Annotated in this window: 15 protein-coding genes; 6 read left to right on the forward strand and 9 right to left on the reverse strand. The window is 69.9% G+C overall.

Annotation, left to right across the window (positions count from 1 at the left end; all coding sequences use genetic code 11):
- Positions 1-31: 31 nt before the first annotated feature.
- Together AC0N04_RS08255 and AC0N04_RS08260 are read right to left on the reverse strand one after the other, a co-directional pair.
- Positions 32-697 (reverse strand): YecA/YgfB family protein, encoded by a 666-nt coding sequence (locus tag AC0N04_RS08255; RefSeq protein ID WP_474280391.1) that lies wholly within the window; start codon positions 695-697, stop codon positions 32-34.
- A 251-nt stretch (positions 698-948) separates the two neighbouring features.
- Positions 949-1,920, reverse strand: coding sequence for a LysR family transcriptional regulator (locus AC0N04_RS08260; RefSeq protein ID WP_474280393.1), 972 nt, complete (start codon positions 1,918-1,920; stop codon positions 949-951).
- 126 nt (positions 1,921-2,046) lie between these two features.
- On the opposite strand from AC0N04_RS08260, the gene AC0N04_RS08265 reads away from it, so the two are divergent.
- The gene (locus tag AC0N04_RS08265) at positions 2,047-3,567 is read left to right on the forward strand and encodes a CoA-acylating methylmalonate-semialdehyde dehydrogenase (RefSeq protein WP_474280395.1); all 1,521 of its coding nucleotides are present in this window, start codon (positions 2,047-2,049) and stop codon (positions 3,565-3,567) included.
- Between the two features lie 202 nt (positions 3,568-3,769).
- Positions 3,770-4,765 (forward strand): LacI family DNA-binding transcriptional regulator, encoded by a 996-nt coding sequence (locus AC0N04_RS08270; protein WP_474280397.1) that lies wholly within the window; start codon positions 3,770-3,772, stop codon positions 4,763-4,765.
- A 3-nt stretch (positions 4,766-4,768) separates the two neighbouring features.
- Here AC0N04_RS08270 and AC0N04_RS08275 read toward each other — a convergent pair whose 3' ends face one another.
- The 4 genes from AC0N04_RS08275 to AC0N04_RS08290 all read right to left on the reverse strand — a co-directional run bounded on the left by AC0N04_RS08275 (position 4,769) and on the right by AC0N04_RS08290 (position 10,359).
- Positions 4,769-5,839, reverse strand: coding sequence for a LacI family DNA-binding transcriptional regulator (locus AC0N04_RS08275; protein ID WP_474280530.1), 1,071 nt, complete (start codon positions 5,837-5,839; stop codon positions 4,769-4,771).
- Positions 5,840-5,942: 103 nt separating this feature from the next.
- Positions 5,943-7,118: a galactokinase gene (galK, locus tag AC0N04_RS08280; protein WP_474280399.1), complete on the reverse strand. Its 1,176-nt coding sequence runs from the start codon at positions 7,116-7,118 to the stop codon at positions 5,943-5,945.
- A gap of 7 nt (positions 7,119-7,125) precedes the next feature.
- Positions 7,126-8,175 carry a UDP-glucose--hexose-1-phosphate uridylyltransferase gene (locus AC0N04_RS08285; protein WP_474280401.1) on the reverse strand — a complete coding sequence of 350 codons (1,050 nt, stop codon included), beginning with the start codon at positions 8,173-8,175 and terminating at the stop codon, positions 7,126-7,128.
- A 12-nt stretch (positions 8,176-8,187) separates the two neighbouring features.
- Entirely contained in the window at positions 8,188-10,359 is a 2,172-nt protein-coding gene (locus AC0N04_RS08290; protein ID WP_474280403.1) for an alpha-galactosidase, read from the reverse strand.
- Positions 10,360-10,531: 172 nt separating this feature from the next.
- Here AC0N04_RS08290 and AC0N04_RS08295 point away from each other — a divergent pair, with 172 nt between their 5' ends.
- From AC0N04_RS08295 to AC0N04_RS08310, 4 genes are all read left to right on the forward strand, one after another.
- Positions 10,532-11,443 (forward strand): carbohydrate ABC transporter permease, encoded by a 912-nt coding sequence (locus AC0N04_RS08295; protein ID WP_474280405.1) that lies wholly within the window; start codon positions 10,532-10,534, stop codon positions 11,441-11,443.
- An 18-nt stretch (positions 11,444-11,461) separates the two neighbouring features.
- Positions 11,462-12,379, forward strand: a complete 918-nt coding sequence (locus AC0N04_RS08300) for a carbohydrate ABC transporter permease (RefSeq protein ID WP_474280407.1) — start codon at positions 11,462-11,464, stop codon at positions 12,377-12,379.
- Positions 12,376-13,692 carry an ABC transporter substrate-binding protein gene (locus AC0N04_RS08305; protein ID WP_474280409.1) on the forward strand — a complete coding sequence of 439 codons (1,317 nt, stop codon included), beginning with the start codon at positions 12,376-12,378 and terminating at the stop codon, positions 13,690-13,692. The genes AC0N04_RS08300 and AC0N04_RS08305 overlap by 4 nt, the downstream gene beginning before the upstream one ends.
- Before the next feature lie 90 nt (positions 13,693-13,782).
- Positions 13,783-15,105, forward strand: a complete 1,323-nt coding sequence (locus AC0N04_RS08310; protein ID WP_474280411.1) for an MFS transporter — start codon at positions 13,783-13,785, stop codon at positions 15,103-15,105.
- 15 nt (positions 15,106-15,120) lie between these two features.
- On the opposite strand, the gene AC0N04_RS08315 is transcribed toward AC0N04_RS08310, so the two are convergent.
- The 3 genes from AC0N04_RS08315 to gtfA all read right to left on the reverse strand — a co-directional run bounded on the left by AC0N04_RS08315 (position 15,121) and on the right by gtfA (position 20,973).
- Positions 15,121-16,617, reverse strand: coding sequence for a tryptophan halogenase family protein (locus tag AC0N04_RS08315; RefSeq protein ID WP_474280413.1), 1,497 nt, complete (start codon positions 16,615-16,617; stop codon positions 15,121-15,123).
- Positions 16,618-16,738: 121 nt separating this feature from the next.
- Entirely contained in the window at positions 16,739-19,309 is a 2,571-nt protein-coding gene (locus AC0N04_RS08320; protein WP_474280415.1) for a TonB-dependent receptor, read from the reverse strand.
- Positions 19,310-19,509: 200 nt separating this feature from the next.
- Positions 19,510-20,973: a sucrose phosphorylase gene (gene gtfA, locus AC0N04_RS08325; protein WP_474280417.1), complete on the reverse strand. Its 1,464-nt coding sequence runs from the start codon at positions 20,971-20,973 to the stop codon at positions 19,510-19,512.
- Positions 20,974-21,085 lie beyond the last annotated feature (112 nt).

The raw sequence follows: 21,085 nt of genomic DNA on the forward strand, positions 1-21,085 counted from the left end.
GCGCTGCGTTGCTGCGGCAGGCGCCGATGTCTCAGCGGCGGGCGCGTGGCGCGCCGGGGCGCCGGCCGCTCCGTGGCTTCGCGGCGGGCCGGGCCGGGCCGGACTGCGGCCGCGTCACGTCGGCCAGCAGCAAGGTGCTGGTGACCAGCCCTTCGACCGCCTCGGCCAGATCGGCGGGTGGCTCGATCTGCTCGATCATCTCCAGCAGGTCATCGGCGTCTTCCAGATCGTCCGGGTCGAAGGCCCGGTAGAGCACGGCCAGCGGCTCCAGCACCTGCTGCGAGTCGTTGCGCATCAACTGCGGGAACAACTCCATCGCGGTGGCGAAACCCGCGACCCAGGGCATCACGGTTTCCAGCGGGTCGGCGTCGTCGTCGAGTTCGAACACCCAGGGGTCGAACCACTGGCGACCATGGATCGCCCGGTTCAGCTCGCCGTGGCGGCGGCGCACCAGGGCTCGCAGCGGCTCGGCGTCGAAGCCCGCCGGCAACTCGCGTCCGTCGACGTCGCTGACGTGGCGCATCCAGCGCGACTCCGGCTGCGGCTCCGGCTGCAGCAGCACGCCGACCAGGAAGCCGTCGAGCATCATCAGGTCCAGCGGTTCCAGAGGCGGTGGCACCGCGTCGAGCCGGCGTTCGAGTTCGGCCATGTCGGCCTCGGTGAGGGGCGTGGCGGGAGGCTTGGCGGCGGCATTCATGCTGCCATTGTCCCGCGGCGGGCGGCGAACCGTTGCGCCACGGCGCCGTCGTCCCCAGTCTGGGGGATGGCGGTGGCCGAGGGGCGCTTCTACAGTCCCGTTCTCGCGTCAGGGCGCAGCGGTTCCCTCCACGGCGTTGAACGCCAGCGGTCCAGCCGCCTTCCCGTCGCCCGTGGCCCGTCCGGCACGGTGACGCCACCGGTCCCAACGACGTCCTCTTGGAGGACTTTGCCCGACCTGGTCCGCAAGGATCAGGTCGTTTTTTTTCGCCGTTCGCCGCCGGCCACCGGGTTGCCGAAGCCGCTCTTCAAGGCCTCGCGCAGGTGATCGACCAGCAGCCGCACGGCGCGTGGCACCTGGGCGGTGTGGGGGCGGATCGCCCACAGATGGGTGCCGAAAGCGCCCACCGGCCGCCACGCCGGCAGCACCATCACCAGATGGCCCGCGGCCAGCGCGGCCTGGGCGCTGAAATCGGGCAGCAGGGCGATGCCCAGTCCGCCCACCGCCGCCTCGCGCAGCGCCTCGCTGTTGTTGGCCGCCAGCGGGCCGCGCACCGGCACGCTCACGCGCGCGCCGCCGGCCAGGGGCTCCAGCGACCACAAGGGCGTGTCGCCCGGGCGGGGGTAGTGCAGGCAATCGTGGGCCGCCAGGTCCGCCGGTTGCTGCGGCGCCGGCCGCTGGTGCAGGTAGGCGGGGCTGGCGGCCAGCACCGAGCGGGTTTCGCACAAGGCCCAGGCGACATGGGTGTCGGGCGGCGTGCTGGTGTGCCGGATCGCCAGATCGAAGCCTTCCTGTGCCAGCGGGCTGAGCCGGTCGGACAAATCCAGCTCCAGCCGCAGTTCGGGATAACGGCGCAAGAAGGTCGGCAGCAGCGGCACGACCTGCTGGCGCGCCAGCGCCACCGGGGCGGTGACGCGCAGCAGGCCACGCGGCGCCGCGGCCAGGTCCTTCACGCCGGCGAAGGCCTGATCGATCGTGGCGAACGCGCCGCGGCTGTGGTCGCTCAACTGCTGGCCGGCCTCGGTCAGCCGCACGCTGCGGGTGGTGCGCCGCACCAGCGGCACGCCGGCGGCCGCTTCCAGTTCGGTCACGCGCTGGCTCATCGCCGCCTTGCTCAAGCCCAGACGCTGCGCGGCGGCGGTGAAGCTGCCGGTGTCGCCGAGCACGGTTAGCGCGTAGACATGGGCCCACGGCGGGGCGCGGTGCGAAGGGGGGGAGCGCATCGATTGATTCCTCATTTTGGAGATGATTGTTCACCATCGTGAACAATGAATCCAGGCCTGTGAGATTGGCAGCGCGTCCGCCGGTGCCTAGACTGGCCGCATTCGCAACCTGCACTGGAGACTCCCATGGGTGCCCCTGAAGCTTTCACGAAGACCACCACCGTGGCGCATTTCATCGGCGGCCAACGCCACCCCGGCAACGGCGATCGCCAGCAGGCGGTCTTCAACCCGGCCACCGGCGCGGTGGCGCGCCAGGTGCAACTGGCCAGTGCGGCCGACGTGAACGCCGCCGTGGCGGCCGCCGCCGCGGCCTTTCCGGCCTGGGCCGACACGCCGCCGATCCGCCGCGCCCGCGTGCTCAACGCCTTCCTGGGCCTGCTGAACCAGCACAAGGACACGCTGGCCGCGATGATCACCGCCGAGCACGGCAAGGTCTTCACCGATGCGCAGGGCGAGGTGACGCGCGGCATCGAGATCGTCGAGTTCGCCTGCGGCGCGCCGCAGCTGCTCAAGAGCGACTTCACCGACCAGGTCGGCACCGGCATCGACAACTGGACGCTGCGCCAGCCGCTGGGCGTGGTGGCCGGCATCACGCCGTTCAACTTCCCGGTGATGGTCCCGATGTGGATGTTCCCGGTGGCGCTGGCCACGGGCAACACCTTCGTGCTCAAGCCCAGCGAGCGGGACCCGTCACCCAGCCTGTTCATCGCCGAGCTGCTGAAGCAGGCCGGCCTGCCCGACGGCGTGTTCAACGTCGTGCAGGGCGACAAGCTGGCGGTGGACACGCTGCTGAACCACCCCGACGTGAAGGCGGTGAGCTTCGTCGGCTCGACGCCGATCGCGCAGTACATCTACGAGACGGGCGCGCGGAACGGCAAACGCGTGCAGGCGCTGGGCGGCGCGAAGAACCACATGGTGGTGATGCCCGACGCCGACGTGGACCAGGCCGTCGACGCGCTGATCGGCGCGGCCTACGGCTCGGCCGGCGAGCGCTGCATGGCGATCAGCGTGGCGGTGCTGGTGGGCGACGTGGCCGACAAGGTCGTGCCCAAGCTGGCCGAGCGCGCCAAGGCGCTGAAGATCAAGAACGGCATGGAGCTCGACGCCGAGATGGGCCCCATCGTCACCGCCCAGGCCAAGGAACGCATCGAGGGCTACATCGCGCTGGGCGTGGACGAAGGCGCGCAGCTGGTGGTCGACGGCCGCGGCCTGAAGGTGGCCGGCCACGAGCAAGGCTTCTTCACCGGTGGCACGCTGTTCGACCACGTCACGCCGCAGATGCGCATCTACAAGGAAGAGATCTTCGGTCCGGTGCTGGCCTGCGTGCGCGTGCCCGATTTCGCCAGCGCGCTGCAGCTGGTGAACGCGCACGAGTTCGGCAACGGCGTGGCCTGCTTCACCAGCGACGGCAACGTGGCGCGCGAGTTCAGCCGCCGGGTGCAGGTGGGCATGGTGGGCATCAATGTGCCGATCCCGGTGCCGATGGCCTGGCACGGCTTCGGCGGCTGGAAGAAGAGCCTGTTCGGCGACATGCACGCGTACGGCGAAGAGGGCGTGCGCTTCTACACCAAGCAGAAGAGCATCATGCAGCGCTGGCCGGCGAGCATCGCCAAGGGCGCCGAGTTCGTGATGCCCACGGCCAAGTAAGGGGGCGGCGGACCGCGTCGGCGGCAGCTACCATCGCCGGTTGATGCCGAGGCCGGAGGGCCCCCCGTCCGGGGCGCCAGGCCCGGCCACCGCCGTCGACTCACCCATGCCGAAATCCAAGTCCGCTCCTGCCCCCGCTCCGGTTCCCGCGGCCCCGGTCCCGGTCCCGGCCGCGTCCACCGGCCGCGCCTCGCGGCTGCAGATGGCCGATATCGCCCGCCTGGCGGGTGTCTCGGTGTCCACCGTGTCGCGGGCGCTGGCCGGCAGCCCGCTGGTCAACGAAGCCACCCGTCGGCGCGTGGCCGAACTGGCCAAGTCGCTGAACTACAGCATCAACGTCGGTGCGCAGAACCTGCGGCTCAAGCAGAACCGCACGATCGCGGTCAACGTGCCGTACGACCCGGCGACGCGCCAGCACCTGTCCGATCCGTTCTTCCTGAGTCTGATCGGCAGCCTGGCCGACGCGCTGACCGACCGGGGCTACGACATGCTGCTGTCGCGCGTCGACGCCGACCGGCTGGACCTGGCGGCGCAGAGCTTCGAGACCGGCCGCGCCGCGGGCATCGTGCTGGTGGGCCAGTGGCATCGCCACGATCAGCTGAACGAGATGGCGGTGCGCGGCGTGCCCTTCGTCGTGTGGGGCGGCCAGCTGCCCGGCCAGCTGTATGCCACGGTGGGCTCGGACAACCTGCAGGGCGGGCGCCTGGCCACCGCCCATCTGCTGGCCCAGGGGGCCCAGCGGGTGGCCTTCTTCGGCGACCCCGGGCTGCCCGAGGTCGAGCTGCGCCATCAAGGCTACCTGCGGGCGCTGAAAGATGCCGGGCGGACACCCGATCCGCGCCTGACCCGCGCCGCGCCCTTCGTGCGCGAAGCGATCGAGCGCGAGGTCGAGCAACTGGTGGCCGACGGCCCACCGTTCGACGCGGTGTTTGCCGCCAGTGACCTGATGGCGATGACGGTGATCAGCACGCTGCGCCGCCTGGGCCGGCGCGTGCCCGACGACGTGCGGGTGGCGGGCTACGACGACATCGAGCTGGCCAGGCACTTCCACCCGCCGCTGACCACCGTGCGACAGCCCATCGCCGAGGCCGGCCAGGCCCTGATCGCGCAGCTGCTGTCGCAGCTCGGCGGCGCCAAGCCCCAGCCGACGCTGCTGCCCACCACGCTCGAAGTGCGCGAGAGCAGCCGAGGCGCCTGAGCGTCAACGGCGGGCGATGCGCGCGGCGCCGGGTGCGCCCGGCGCCGCCACCGACTCGCGCAGCACCAGCGGCCCGTCGATCTTGGTCAGCGTGCGCCGGGTCCGCGCGGGCAGGGCGTCGGGCTGGGTCAGGCGCATCAGGGCCTCCACCGCCGCCTGGCCCATCTCGTAGTTGGGCAGCACCAGCGTGGTCAGCGGCGGATGGGTGTGGCGGGAGATTTCCTGGTCGTCATAGCCCATCACCGACACGTCCTCGGGCACCCGCCGGCCCAGCTGCTTCAGCGCCTCGAGGGCGCCCAGCGCCATCAAGTCGTTGGCGCAGAAGATGGCGGTGGGCGGGCGCTCCAGCTGCATCAGCTGCAGCGTGCCGTCGAAGCCGCTGCCCGACATCCAGTCGCCGTCCTTCACCAGCGCCGGGTCGAAGGGCAGGTCGGCGGTGGCCAACGCTCGGCGGTAGCCCTTGAAGCGGTCCTGCGCGGCCTCCATCCAGGGCTCGCCATTGATGAAGGCGATCCGCGTGTGGCCCTGCAGGATCAGGTATTCGGTCGCGGTGTGGCCCCCCGCCACTTCGCCGGGCACGATGGCCGGCAGCCGGCGGGCGGCGTCGTGGCAGTTCAGCAGCACCGTCGGCACGCCGTTCAGGCTGTCGGGCGGCTGCACCTCGCGGGTGAAGATGGTCGAGTAGATGATGCCCAGCAAGGCCGGATTGGCGCGCAGCGCGGCAATCGCAGCGGCCTCCTGCTCGGCGTTGTTGCGGGTCACCGCGACGTTCAGCAGGCAGCCTTGCTCCCAGGCGGCATCGCGTGCGCCGTCCACGCTCACCACCGGGTGCGGGCTGGTGGAGATCTCGTCGACCAGGTAGCCGATCAGGTTGCGCGGCGCGCCGCCGCCGGACACCGTGGCGGCGGCCAGCGCCGGCAGCAGGTCGCGTCGCGGCATGCGGTAACCCAGGCTCACCGCCATGCCCAGCACCTTGGCGCGGGTCTGGTCCGACAGCCGGGCGCCGCTGACGTTGTTCAGCACCATGGACACGGTGGACTGCGACACGCCTGCCGCCTTGGCCACGTCGGTCATGGTGGGGCGGCGTCGGCCGGGCGGGGGCTTGCGCGTGGCGTTCATGGGCGGGTGGGGTCGAGTTCGGCGCCGATGATAGGGCGCCCAGGGCGAGCGGCCGCGCCTAGCGGCCCGGCGGCGCCAGCAGGCCCGCGCCGTCGGCCGGCCGGCACAGGTAGACGGTGCCCGGCAGGCCGTCCGGCGAGCGGTACTCGCGCTCCACCCGCTCGCGCACCGCGTCGGCCCGCGCGGCAGGCAGCAAGGCGACCACGCAGCCGCCGAACCCGCCCCCGGTCATGCGTGCGCCGCCGGCGTCGCCGATCGCGCTCTGCAGCAACGCCACCAGGCGGTCGATGGCCGGCACGGTGATCTCGAAATCGTCGCGCATCGAAGCGTGCGAGGCTGCCATCAGCCGGCCCATCTCGCCCAGGTCGCCCGCCGCCAGCGCATCGGCCGCGGCCAGCGTGCGCTGGTTCTCGGTGACGACATGGCGGGCGCGGCGCCACGTGAGCGCGTCCATCGCGCCGCCGCAGGCCTGCAGTTGCGCGAGCGTGGCATCGCGCAGCGCGGCCACGCCCAGGTGGCGGGCAGCGGCCTCGCATTGTTCGCGGCGCAGGTTGTATTCGCTGTCCACCAGGCCGCGGCGGACGCGGGAGTGGACGATCATCACCGCGACGTCGTCGGGCAGCGGCACCGGCCGGGTGTCCAGGCTGCGGCAGTCGATCAGCAGGGCGTGGCCGGCCTGGCCGCGGGCGGAGATCAGCGGGTCCATGATGCCGCACTGGCAACCGACGAAGAGGTTCTCGGCGCGCTGCGCCACCAGGGCGAGGTCGTCGGGCGTCAGCGTGTCGAGCCGGTGCAGCGTCTTGAAGGCCTGGGCCACCGCCACTTCCAGCGAGGCCGACGACGACAGTCCGGCGCCGCGCGGCACGTCGCCGGCGATCGCGAGGTTCGCGCCCCGCGCCGGCATGCCGCGCTCGCGCATCATCTGCAACACGCCGCGCACATGGTTGGCCCAGGGTTTTCCGGGCGCCTGGGCGATCGGCGCGTCGAGCCAGACCTCGTCGATCGCGTTGCCTTCGTCGCAGGCGACCACCCGGACCCGGGCGTCGTCGCGCGGCTGGATGGCGACCAGGGTCTGGGCGTCGATCGCGCAGGGCAGCACGAAACCGTCGTTGTAGTCGGTGTGTTCGCCGATCAGGTTGACCCGGCCGGGCGCGCGCACCCACGCAGCGGGCGCGGCATCGAAGGCACCGAAGAAGGCCGCCAGCAGCCGCTCCGTCAGGGGAGGAGTCAACATGGTGGCCTCACAGGCTGCGGTAGTGGCGGGCCGGCACGGTGCGCAGGCGATCGGCGGCCTGTTCGGCCGTCAGGTCGCGTTGCGCCTCGGCCAGCATCTCGAAGCCGACCATGAACTTGCGCACCGCGGCCGAGCGCAGCAGCGGCGGGTAGAAATGGGCGTGCAGCTGCCACGCCGGGTCGGGGGTCGGCCGTCCGGGCTCGAACGGCGCGCCATGCCAGCCCATCGAATAGGGGAACGAGCACTGGAACAGGTTGTCGTAGCGCGCGGTCAGCTCCTGCAGAACGCGGGCCAGGTCGTCGCGCTGGTCGGCGTCGAGCTGGTCCAGGCGCTGCACCGCGAAGCGCGGCAGCAGCAAGGTCTCGAACGGCCAGGTGGCCCAGTACGGCACCACCGCCACCCACTGCGCGCCCTGCACCACCACCCGCTCGCCCGCGCGGCATTCCCGCTCGGCCAGCGCCAGCAGCATCGGCTGGCGGTGGATGCGCAGGTATTCGCGCTGGTGGTGCTGCTCCGCCGAGACCTCGCTGGGCAGGAAATCGCAGGCCCAGACCTGGCCGTGCGGGTGCGGGTTCGAGCAGCCCATCATCGCGCCCTTGTTTTCGAACACCTGCACCCAGCGCCAATCGGCGCCCAGCGTCCCGGTCTGCGCGGCCCAGGTGTCGACCACGCCGCGGATCGCCGGCAGCGCCAGCTCGGGCAGGGTGCGCGAATGGTCGGGCGAGAAGCAGATCACCCGGCTGGTGCCGCGTGCCGCCTGCTGCCGGAACAACGGGTCTGCGTTCGCGGGGGCCTCGGGCGCGTCGTGCATCAGCGCCGCGAAATCGTTGTCGAACACGAAGGTGCCGCGGTAGTCCGGGTTGAGCTCGCCGGTCACGCGGCGGTTGCCGGCGCACAGGTAGCACTGCGGATCGTGGGCGGCGCGAGGCGCGGCGGCGGCCGGCTCCTGCTGGCCCTGCCACGGTCGGCGGGCGCGGTGCGGCGACACCAGGACCCACTGGCCGTTCAGCGGGTTGAAGCGGCGGTGGGAATGCTCGGTCGGATCGAAGGGGGTCATCGCGTCGGTGCGTCAAAGGCGTTGCAGGTGCACGATGAACGCCGTCTCGGCCTGGCTGCGCGGCAGCGGCAGGCCGGCGTGCTTGAGCCAGGCGCCGTCCAGCACCACGCCGTCGGGCGTGCGCAGCGACTCGAAGTAGGGCGCGCTGCCGTGGTACAGCGCACCCGCCGGCAAGGCGTCCGGGGTGACGGCTGTGACGCGGTAGCGTGCCTGTTCGTCGAGCATCGCCAGCGCGATCCGGCCCGGGTAGCGCTGCGAGCTGGGCTGCAGGCGGTAGCTCAGCAGCAGCAGCTCGTCGCTGTCGCCGTGGGCCTGCCAGACGACGTGGTCCAGCGCCTCGCCCAACCACACCCGCCCCCGGTGCAAGCGGCCACGCCATTGCTTGTACAGCGCGATCCAGCCTTTCAGCTCGGCCGCCTGGCGGTCGTCCAGCCGGCGAACGTCCAATTCGACGCCCAGGTGGCCGGGCAGCGCCACGGCGCCGCGAAAGGCCATCGCCTGGCTGCGGCCGGTCGAATGCGCGGGGGCGGTGCCGATGTGCGCGCCCATGATCTCGGGCGGGAAGAACTGCAGGAAGCCGCGCTGGATGGCCACGCGCGACAGCGCGTCGATGCAGTCGCTGGTCCAGACACGGTGGGTGTGGCGCAGCACCGCGAAGTCGATGCGGCCGCCGCCGCCCGAACAGCTTTCGATCTCGACGGCGGGGTGCGCCGCGCGCAGCCGCGCCATCAGCGCGTAGGCCGCCAGCACCTGCGCCCGGTAGCCGGGCAGGCCGTTGCCCAGGCCGGCGGTGGTCAGGTCGCGGTTGTGGTCCCACTTGACGTAGCGGATCGGCAGCGCCGCGAGCAGGGCGTCGATCCGGTCGAACAGGTATTGGCTGGCTTCGGGGCGCGAGAGGTCGAGCACCAGCTGGTTGCGCGCGGTCAGCACCGGGCGGCCGGTGAGCTGCAGCGCCCAGTCGGGATGCGCACGGTACAGCTCGCTGTCGGGGTTGACCATCTCGGGTTCGAACCAGAGGCCGAATTCCATGCCCAGGTCCGTCACGTGCTGTGCCAGCGGGGCCAGGCCGTCGGGGTACTTGCCGGGGTCGGGCCACCAGTCGCCGAGCGCCGCCCGGTCGTGGTGGCGGCCCTGGAACCAGCCGTCGTCCAGCACGAAGCGCTCCACGCCCACCGCGGCGGCGGCGTCGGCCAGTGCCTGGAGGTCCGGCAGGCGATGGTCGAAGTACAGCCCTTCCCAGGTGTTGAGGTGCACCGGCCGCGGCTTCATCGCGCCGCCGTCCCACGGCAGGCGCGAGCGCAGTTCGGCGTGGAAGTTGGCGGCCAGGCCGTTCAGGCCGGCGCAGGACAGCGTCGCCACCAGTTCGGGGGTCCGGAGCGATTGGCCGGGGGCCAGCAGCCCTTCGCCCGGTGCCAGCCATTCGCCCAGCTGCCACTGGTACTGGCCGTCGTGCAGCCAGTCGATGGTCTGCTGGTGGTTGCCCGACCAGGCCAGGTGTGCGCCGTAGACCAGGCCCGCGTCGTCGGTGGCGCCGGGCGTGGTGACGACGGCGCCCGGAAAGCAATCGTGCGAGGTGCGGCCGCGCCGGTTCTCGCGCCGCCACTGGCTGCGCGAGAGCGGGTCCACCTGCAGCAGGAATTCGTGGTTGTGCTGGCCGGCATAGCTGCGCACCGCGTTCGCCCGGCCGGGCAGCGGCAGCGTGCCGGCCGCCAGCCATTGCACGTCCAGCGGCGAATCACCAGTGTTGTGCAGCTCGGTCTGCATCACCAGCACGTCGCTGGCGTCGTCGAGGCGCAGCGCGACGCTCAGGCGGCAGTGGGCCACCTCGTCGTGCAGATGCAGGCGCACTGCGCGGCCGGGCGCCAGCCATTCCACCTCGCAACGGGTGACGGCCTGTGCGAAGTCGTGGCCGGCACGGTGCGCCAGCAAGGCGCTGTGGCCGAACCAGCCGACGCCGAAGGTGGGCGCCAGCGTCAGCGGCTGGTCGAAGTCGAGCATGAAGGAGGGCAGCGGCCGTTCGTCGCGCAGGACCGGCCCCGGCGTGGTGCCCTCGGGCAGGCGCGGGCCCCAGTAGCGCCACAACGGGGCTTCGTCGGCGTGGATCTCCAGCATCAGCGTCGCGCCGCGGCTGTGCAGCGCGAGGAGGTCGGCAGGGGCGTGCGGCAGGGCGGGGGGGCAGGACATGGTGGCGCGTCGTGTCGGAAGAGTCCGGGCGAGGCGGCCCGGCGTGCGGCATTGTGCTGATAATATTTTCAAACCGCAAGCACATGTCCTCCTGGATCGGTCGCTGTATAGAAAAATCAGCTCATGGCTTACCCTGATGCGTGTTGGACTGAGTTGCTAATAACATTAGCAAATGATCCGCTCTGGCAGCTCCTCCACGCCTCACCGCGCGCGGCGCTGGAACCGCGAAGCCCGGACCGCCTGGATGATGATCGCGCCGGCGCTGGTCGGCTTCCTGCTGTTCTACGCCTGGCCGGCGGTGCGCGCGCTGCAGATCAGCTTCACCGATTGGAACCTGCTGCGGCCCGCGCGTCCGGTGGGCTGGGCCAACTACCAGCGCATGTGGGCCGACGATCGCTTCTGGCGCGGCATGGCGCTGTCGCTCGAATACGCGCTGATGAACATCCCGCTGCAGACGGTGTTCGGCCTGGGCCTGGCGGTGGCGATGGACCGGCTGACACGCTCGCTCTTCGTCAAGACGCTGGTGCTGCTGCCGTACCTGCTGTCCAACGTGCTGGTGGCCATGCTCTGGCTGTGGGCGCTGGATCCGACGCTGGGCCTGGTCAACCACCTGATCGTCGCGCTGGGGGGCCCGGCCCAGCCCTTCTTCGCCGGTGCGGACCAGGCGCTGGCCACGGTGGCGGCGGTGAACATCTGGCGCCACATGGGCCTGGTGGCGATGCTGTTCCTGGCCGGCCTGCAGAACATCCCGCGCAGCCTGTACGAGGCGGCCGCGCTCGAGGGGGCCGGCGAGTGGCAGACCTTCCGCCACGTGACGCTGCCGCTGCTGCGGCCGGTGATGGTGTTCGTGCTGGTCACCAGCGTGACCGGCTCGCTGCAGATCTTCGACACCGTCGCCGTCACGACCCAGGGCGGCCCCGAAGGCGCGACCCGCGTGATCGTGCAGTACATCGTGCAGAACGCCTTCGGCTTCCTGAAGATGGGCTACGCCTCGGCGATGTCGGTCGCGCTGTGCGCCGTGATGCTGCTCTACACCGTGCTGCAGATGCGCGTGATGCGCGCCGACCACAGCGACCTGTCCTGAGCCCGCCACGCATCCACCATGAGCCCGACCCGACGCACCCGCATTCCCGGCCTGGGCACCGGCGGCTTCGGCGCGGGCCGCGTGCTGGCCTGGGCGGCGCTGATCGCGATGCTGCTGCTCACCGTCGGCCCGCTGTGGGTGATGCTGAAGACCGCGCTGGAGCAGCCGTCGCAGTTGCTGGAACACGCGGGTGAGGTCTGGCCGCGGCAGCCCACGATGGCGAACTTCAAGCGCGTGCTGGGGCTGCTGTCGCCCGCGCAAAGCCAGGCCCTGGGCGGCTCGGGCGCCGAGGTGAACTTTCTGCAGGCGCTGGGCAACTCGCTGTGTTTCACCGGCCTGGTGGTGCTGCTGCAGACGAGCAACAGCGCGATGGCCGCCTACGCCTTCGCGCGCCTGCGCTTTCCCGGCAGCAAGCTGGTGTTCGCCTTGTTCATCGGCTCGATGATGCTGCCCGGCGTGGTGCTGTTCATCCCGAACTTCATCCTGATCCGCGACCTGGGCTGGCTCAACAGCATGGCCGGCATGGTCGCGCCGTTCGCGCTGCTGTCGGCCTTCTCGATCTTCTTCCTGCGCCAGTTCTTCCTCTCGGTGCCGCGCGACCTGGAAGAGGCGGCGCTGCTCGACGGGGCTTCGCACTGGACCCTCTTCTGGCGCGTCATCGTGCCGTTGAGCCGCACGCCGCTGGCCACGGTGGCGATGCTGTCGGGCATCGGCGCCTGGAATGAGTTCTTCTGGCCCTTCATCGTCTCGCCGGGCGAAGGTCATCAGGTGCTGCCGGTCGCGTTGCAGGCGTTCAAGTCGCAGACGCCCCAGGGCCAGGTGGACTGGACCGGCCTGATGGCGGCCAGCTGCATCACCATGCTGCCCACCCTGCTGCTGTTGCTGGCCTTCGGCCGGCGGGTGGTGGAATCGGTCCAGTACAGCGGAGGCAAATGATGCGAAGGTGGGCCAGGTCGGTGCTGATCGCGGCGGCGATGATCGCGCAGGGCGCCATGGCGCGGGCCGAAATCGTGCTGCGGCACCTGCTGTGGGATGCCGACCAGCGCCCGCTCTACCAGCAGTGCGCCGCGGATTTCGAGCGCAGCCACCCCGGCATCCGCATCCGCATCCAGCAGCAGGGCTGGGACGATTACTGGACCACGCTGGCGACCGGCTTCATCTCGGACACCGCGCCGGACGTCTTCGCCAACCACCTGCAGAAGTTTCCCGAACAGGTCGACAACGGCCTGCTGGTGGACCTGGCGCCGCTGGTGGCGCGCGACCACCTGGACCCGGGCCAGTACCTGCCGGGCCTGTACGCCCACTGGAGCCAGGGCGGCCACCAGTACGCGCTGCCGGCCGATTTCGACACCGTGGCGATGCTGGTGAACCTGGACATGGCGCACCGCGCCGGCATCAGCGACGCGCAGCTCGCGGCGATGACCTGGAATCCCAAGGACGGCGGCAGCTTCGGCCGCATCATCGCGCTGATGACGCGGGACCAGGCCGGCCGCAACGCGCTCGATCCGCGGTTCGACAAGGCCCACGTGGCGGTCTACGGCTACCAGACGCCGTCGGCCGGCGGCATGATGGGCCAGACCGAATGGAGCCACTTCGCCGAGAGCGACGGCTTTCGCTTCCAGGACCGTCCCTGGTCGCCCGTGCTGCACTACGACGATCCGCGCCTGGCCGAGACGCTCACCTGGTTGTCGGACCTGCCCACGCACGGCATCTCGACCACGCCGCGCACGCTGGGCAAGCTGGGGGCCGAGGCGCTGTTCATCACCGGCCGCGTGGCCATGGTGCCCACCGGCTCGTGGATGACGGGCTACCTGCGCAGCCACCTGAGCTTTCCGCATGCCTGGGTGCCGCTGCCGGTCGGGCCCACCGGCCGGCGCACCAGCATGCTCAACGGCCTGGGCCATTCGATCTGGATCGGCAGCAAGCACCGCGAGGCGGCCTGGCAGTGGCTGCGCTACCTGGGCTCGGCGGCCTGCCAGCAGACGGTGGCGCGCGCCGGCGTGGTTTACCCCGCCATCCAGGGCCTGGCCGAGGTGGCCTTGCAGGCGCAGCGCCGGGCGGGCGCGCAGGCCGGTGCGTTCCTGGCGATGGCGCGGGGCAGCACCTTCGCGCCGCCGATCGCGCCGCATGCCGCCGAAGTCAATGACATCATGGATGCCGCGTTGCAGGACATCCTGTTCGCCCACCAGCCCGCCGGGCCGACGCTGAAACGGGCGGAGCAGCAGGTGCGGGCGGCGATGCAACCCTGAGTCCGCGGCGCCCCTCTGCGGGAAATCCTCAATTGCAATCGTTTGCATCGCTGCCTAGAGTCGCGCTCACCCTCGCCTCTGCAGCCCACCATGACCTCTGGCGCCAAGCCGATTCTTTCCCTGTCGCAGATCGTGCAGATGAACGTGGGCTTCCTCGGCCTGCAGTTCAGCTTCGGCCTGCAGCAGAGCAACATGAGCCCGATCTACAGCTACCTCGGGGCCGACCAGGCGGCGCTGCCGCTGTTGTCGCTGGCCGGGCCGATGACGGGTTTGCTGGTCCAGCCCATCATCGGCGCGATGAGCGACCGCACCGTCTCGCGCTGGGGCCGGCGCACGCCGTACTTCCTGATCGGCGCCGTGCTGTGCTCGCTGAGCCTGCTGGCCATGCCCTACAGCAGCGCGCTGTGGATGGCGGCCAGCCTGCTGTGGATCCTCGATGCGGCCAACAACGTCACGATGGAGCCTTACCGGGCCTATGTCAGCGATCGGCTGGACCCGCGCCAGCACCCGTTGGGCTTCCTGACGCAGAGCGCCTTCGCCGGCCTGGCGCAGGCCTTGTCCTACCTGGCGCCGTCGATCCTGGTGTGGATGGGCATGAACAAGGACGCGGTCGACGGCAACCACATCCCGCAGATCACCAAGGTGGCGTTCATCATCGGCGCGGTGCTGTCGCTGAGCACCATCGTGTTCTCGGTGCTGCGCGTCAAGGAGTTGCCGCTCGCGGCCGAGCAGATCGCCGAGATGAAGGCCAAGGCCCGGGGCGCCGGGGCCACGCTCAGCGAGATCTGGCGGGCGGTCGTCGAGATGCCCACGGCGATGCGACAGCTCGCGCTGATGAAGCTGTTCCAGTGGTACGGCATGGTCTGCTACTGGCAGTACATCACCTACTCGCTGGCCCGCACTTTGTTCGACACCACCGACGTCACGGCCGCCGGCTATCGCGACGCCGTGCTGGTGAACGGGCAGATCGGCGGCTTCTACAACGCCGTGGCCTTCGTCGGCGGGCTGGCGCTGGTGCCGTTCGCGCGCCGCTTCGGCTCCAGGACGATGCACGCGGTCTGCCTCACGCTCGCCGGCCTGGGCATGCTGGCCCTGCCCGGCATCCACGACCGGCTGTGGCTGTTCGTGCCGATGATCGGCATCGGCGTGGGCTGGGCCAGCATCATGGGCAATCCGTACGTGATGCTGGCCCACAGCATTCCGCCGGAGCGCACGGGGGTCTACATGGGCATCTTCAACATGTTCATCGTGATCCCGATGCTGATCCAGAGCGTCACGCTGCCTTTGTTCTATCACGCCTGGCTGGGCGGCGACGCGCGCAACGTGATCCTGCTGGCCGGCGCGCTGCTGATCGCCGCAGCGGTGGCCACGCTGTTCGTCAAGCTGCCCCGGCACGCACCCGAGCACGCCTGAGCCGGCATGGCCGGCTCAGGCCGCCCGGCAGTGGCGGTCGATGTAGGCGCGGTGGGGCGGCAGCTCTTGCGCCGCCGCCGCCATCGCAGCGCGCAGTCGCTCCAGGTAGGCCGCGCCGTCCAGCGCGCGGTAGTCGAGCAAGGGGTCGTTGCGCTCGGGCCAGTTGCCCTGGCCGATGTGCACCGCCAGCCAGCTGGCGTTGCCGAACAGGTCCATCTCGCCGGGGATCAGGCGGCCGAAGCGCTTGAAGTGATCGATCTTGTACTGCAGCGTGTCCGGGATGGGCATGTGCGCGCAGTGCCGCCACAGCGGGCTGTCGTCGCGCGTCGTCAGGTGGTAGTGCAGGATGATGAAGTCGCGGATGCGCTCGACCTCGGCGGCCGCCACGCGGTTGAATTCGCGGATGACCAGCGGGTCGAAATCCCGGTCCGGGAAGTAGGCCAGCAATTTCGAGATGCCGGCCTGCACCAGATGCAGGCTGGTCGACTCCAGCGGTTCCAGGAAGCCGCTGGACAGGCCGATGGCGATCACGTTCTTGTTCCAGCACTGCCTGCGCCGGCCGGTGGTGAACTTGATCAGGCGCGGCTCGGCCAGCGCCTTGCCGTCGAGGTGGTTCAGCAGGATCTGCGCGGCCTCGTCGTCGCCCATGTGGGCCGACGAATAGACATGCCCGTTGCCGGTGCGGTGCTGCAGCGGAATGCGCCATTGCCAGCCCGCGGCGTGCGCGGTGGACAAGGTGTAGGGAGGGAAGCTGCCGGTCTCGCACGGCACCGCCAGTGCCCGGTCGCAGGGCAGCCAGTGGGTCCAGTCGTCGTAGCCGGTCTTGAGCGTGCCCTCGATCAGCAGCGCGCGCAGGCCCGAGCAGTCGATGAACAGTTCGCCGGCGATGACGTCGCCGCTCTCCATCGTCAGGCTCTCGATGAAGCCGGTCTCGGGGTGCTGCTGCACCGAGCGGACCTTGCCCTCGATCCGCCGGACGCGGCGCGCCTCGGCATAGTCGCGCAGGTAGCGGGCATACAGGCCGGCATCGAAATGGTAGGCGTGGTCGTAGGTCGACAGCACGTGGCGCGGATCGGCCAGCGGCGGCTGGAAACGGCCGGCCTGGGCAGCCGCCCAGGCCATGCAGTAGTCGTCCAGCGACTGCGCCCGGCCCTGGGCCCGTGCCCGCTGCCAGTGGTGCTGGATCTGCACCAGATCGAACGGCCGGCCGTAGCTGCCGAACGGGTGGAAATAGGCATGGCCCAGGCGACCCCAGTTCGCGAAGCGGATGCCCAGCTTGAACGTGCCCCGAGTGCGGCGCAGGAACTCGTTCTCGTCCAGGCCCAGCATCTGGTTGAACTGCTTGATCGGCGGGATCGTGGCCTCGCCGACGCCGATGGTGCCGATCTCCTCGGACTCGACCAGCGTGATGTCGCAGCCGTGCTCGATCGACTTGGCCAGCGCGGCCGCCGTCATCCAGCCCGACGAGCCCCCGCCGAGGATGACGATGCGGCGAATCTGTCTGTCTGCCATGAGAAGTCCCCTGCACTGGACGTCCGGCCGGCGTGGACGCCCTCAATGGAAAAGACGCGCAAGAAGGCGTCTTCTTGCGCGCCGGGAGAGGCCGTGAAGGCCTGCGGGCCTGCGAGCGGCCTTAGAACGCGTAGTTGAAGTCCAACACTGCCGTACGGCCGTTGACGGCACCCACGGTACCGACGTACTGGCCGTTGATCATGCCGTCGCCTTGCAGTGCGCTGAGGCTGGACTGGTCCAGGTGGCCGTTCGTGTACTGCTTGTTGAACAGGTTGTGCACGTTCAGGCTGACGGTGGCGTTGGGCATGAATTCCCAGGCGAGGTTCAGATGGGTCTGCACTTCCGACGGCGACCAGTACGGCGAACTGCTGTTCAGGTTGGTGGCGCCGCGTCCGACGAACATCAGCCCCCCGTGCACCGAGCCGATCGTGTACGACGGCGCGATCATCCAGACCAGCTTGGGCGTGCCGGAGGGCTCGTTGCCGACGCCGCTGCTGACCAGTGTCTGGGGCGTCGGGCCCTGGGCATTGGCGGTGATGACCGCGTCGGTGTAGGTCAGGTTGGCCACCAGCGACGCCCCGCCATGGCGCAGCGAGCCTTCCAGTTCCAGGCCGGTCGACTTGTACGAACTTTCATAGTAGGTGCCGGCGGGCCCCTGGGTCAGGTCGAAGTTGGAGGCGCCGTAGGTGTTGTGGAACACGGTGGCGTTCAGGCTGTACGCGGTGTTGGCGAAACGACCCCGGTGCTTCAGGCCCAGCTCCTGCTGGTTCACCATGCTGACGGCCTTCTGCGCGCCGGACGAGGTCAGCGAGCCATCGGCGTTCGTGTAGCCCGACAGGATGTTGCGGTCCACGTTGAAGCGGCCGCCGCGGCTGACGCGGGCGAAGGCACTGGTGTTGGAGTCCAGCATGTACAGCCCGCCCAGGGTGTACGAGGTGTAGTGCGCGGTGTAGTCGAGGGCCTCGAAGGTCGACGGATCCAGCGTCGACGACGACACCAGCGAGCCGTTGATCATGCTCGTGGTGGTGGTCGCGTTGCTGGCCGATTCGGCCCAGCCGGTGACCTTCATCTGGTCGTAGCGCAGGCCGGCATCCAACTGCAGCGGGCCCTTTTCCCAATTCATGTTCAGGTACGGAGCGGTGTCGGCCGCGCTGATGTTGTAGGCGCGGTCGACGCTGGCGCCCCAGGCCGTGTTGTAGCCCGACACGCCGTTGAGCGTCAGCAACTGGCCGGTGGTGCTCACCAGGTTCAGCGCAGCGGGGTTCTTGCCGTCCAGCGTCTGGAAATGCGAGTTCGGATGCCAGTCCTGGGCGATGGTCTGGTCCATGTAGAACAAGCCACCGCTGGCCTTGAGCTTGCCGTCGGCCAGTGCGAACGCCTTGCTCAGCGACAGGTCGTTGGCGAGGCTGCCCATGTCGCTCATGTGCGTGTAGATCTGCGTGCCGCCGTTCAGGTAGGTGTCGGTGAAGGCCTGGCCCGCCTTGGGTCCGTTGGCATAGACGATGGAGCCCACGGTCTGGCCGTTGACCGTCGAGCCGATGACGCTGGACGCCTGGGTCAGGCCCATGAACTGGGTCGAGAAGGTGCCGCTCATCTGGGTGTAGCGGAACTTGTCGTCGACCGTCACGCCCTGGCCCGGGGTCAGGTGCAATTGCACGCCATAGGCATTGGCCTTGGGATGCAGGCCGTCCGACGCCACACGGGTCATCTGGCCGCTCTGGCTGTCGAGCACGTTGACGAACTGGTTGTAGACGCCCACCGCCGACCCGGTGCGCGAATCGAATCCCGGGAACGGTGAAATGCTGGAATAGCCGCTGCTGTTGGCCGTCAGCAGCGCCGGGTAGGACGTGTACAGCGGTTCGGCGTCGTCCAGCAGCTTGACGTTGAAGCGGACGTAGCCCAGGCCGCCGTCGAGATCCTTGGTGAGGTTGGCCTTGAGCTGGTAGCCCTTCTGGGCGTTGAAGCCCTGGTCGCGCGCGCCCGCGCCTTCGACCAGATAGCCCTCGGCGTGGTAGCGCAGGCCCTTGGCGATCGGGCCGCCGACATCGAAATAGGCCTTCTTCGAGTTGTTGCCCAGCCCGGTCTCGAAGCCGACTTCGCCGCCCGGGACATCACCGGTGTCGCTGACGTAGTTCAACACCGCGCCCGGCGCACCCGATGCCAGCGTCGAGGCCGATCCGCCGCGCACCGCTTCGATGGTGTTGGAGCGGTCGAACTTGGTCCAGTAGTCGTTGTTGCCGAAATTCATGTCGCCGAACAACACCGTCGGCAGGCCGTCTTCCTGCAACTGGACGAAGGGCGAACCGCCGGTCGTGATCGGCAGGCCCCGCACCGAGATGTTGCTGTTGCCGCCGGGGCCTTCGCCCCCTTGCGCAATCATTCCGGGGATCAGGTTCAGGATTTCCGACTGGGTCTGCGGGTTCATCGCCGTCACCAGATCGGAATCGACCGTGGTGACCGACACCGAGCTTTGCAGCTTGCTCTTGGCGTCGGACGTGGCGGTCACGACGATCCGGTCCAGGCCCAGGGCGTCGCCCGAGTCCTTCGCGCCGGTGGCGGCGCCGCTGGCGGCCGGCGCGGCCGTGCCGTCGGCCTGCGCCTGCATCGGCACGGCCAGCAAGGCCGCGAACGAGGATGTGGCCAGCAGGGCGGCGATCTGGGTCAGGCGAGGCGCCTGGGGTTGCTTCTTCATGGAGTCTCCTCGCGGGGTAAAGCCGTGGTGGGAAAGGGCCGGCACGTCGGCTCGGGTCATGGCCGGAACGGTCGGAAATTTAGTTCTTTTGTTGATTGATCGCAATCGATTGCAACACAGGGAATACCAGCACAGATGGCAGAAATAAGACGATATTTCCAGCGGGCTGGATCGTTGTTGGAATCGATGCTGCAATCGTTCTATACGGCGCCGGTGGCCCGATGGACCCCCTGCGTCACCATGTGGCGGCGCGCGCGCAGGTCCAGGTGCAGCGCGATCCAGTCGGTCTCGGTCTGCCAGCGCAGCGCCAGTTCGTGGGCGGGACTGTCCAGGACCTCGAAGCGGCCCTGGAAGGCCGGGTGGGTGTTGCGCAGGCGGATCAGGTCGATCAAGGCCCGCACCACCGGCCGGGCCAGCGCCTGCTCGACCTCGCCGGCGCCGTAGCGGTGGCGGTTGATGTCGCGCCCCACGCCGCTGCGCGCCAGCAGCTCCATGTCGTTCTCGCCCGCCAGCAAGCCCACGTAGTAGACCTGCGGCACGCCGGGCAGGAAGAACTGCAGCGCGCGCGCCGCGAGGTAGGCGGCGTCGTCTCGGCCCAGCGCGTCGTAGAAGCTGCAGTTGACCTGGTACAGGTCGAGGTTCGACGCCGCCGCGCCGGTGGCCTGGCGGCTCTGGCCGCCGCTGTCGAGGTGGATGCGCTCGACCAGCGCGTCGATCTCGGCGTCGGGCACCAGGCCCGGGTGGGCCGCGCGGTCCTGCGGGTCGGCGCCGATGTCGATCACGCCGATGCCGTCGTGGGTGTCGAGCACGTTCAGCGCGTTGTTCGGGCGGATGGCGATCCAGCGCTTCAGCGCCTCGGCGGTGCCGAAGCTCAAGGCATGCAAGGCCAGCGGCGGCAGCGCGAAGTCATAGACCCAGTCGACCCGTCGGGCGATCTCGATCTGGCGTTGGTGGTACGCATGGATCTCCACCAGCACCTCGATGCCCAGCGCACGCGCCTCGGCGGCGAAGCGGTCGATGAAGGCGAAGGTCTCGGTCATCATGAAGCAGCTGTCGCCGGCCTTCTTGATGGCGTAGCCCACGGCGTCCAGCCGCACCATGCGGATGCCGTTGTCGGACAGGGTGCGCAGGATGCCGCTCAGGTAGGCCTGGCCCTGCGGATGCGTGACGTCGATGTCCACCTGCTGCGGCGTGAAGGTGGTCCACAGGATGCGGCGCTCGCCGTTGTCCAGCACCCGGCAGCTCAGCGGCAGGCCGGGGCGCGGGCGGTAGATCTTGAGCAGATCGGCCTCGGTCGCGCCGTGCGGGAAGACGGCGCCCAGCGTCAGGAACAGACCGTCGTAGGGCGACGCCGCGCCGCGCGCCGAGAAGTCCTTGAACTGCGGCGACGACGACGACATGTGGTTGACGATCACGTCGGCCATCACCTCGGTCTCGGCCGCCAGCGCGCGCACGTCGGCCCAATCGCCCAGCCGCGGGTCGACCAGGGTGTGGTCGATCGGATCGAAGCCGGCGTCGGCGCCGTCGATCGGGAAGAAGAACGGCAGCAGGTGCACGCCGCCGAACACGCCGTTCAGCGGGCCGTTCAGCAAGGCCTGCAGCGCGCGCAAGCCGCCGTCGGCGAGGCGATCGACATAGGTGATCAGTTGGACCTGGTTTTTCATGGCATCGGGGACGGATCGAAGGACAGCGGGAAAGGGCCCGGGCGCGACGGCAGCCCTCGGCAGGCCCGGGCCCGGCGCGACCCGGGCGCCGGCACAGGGCGTGGCATCATCG

Source organism: Ideonella sp. sgz306126 (assembly GCF_056032705.1).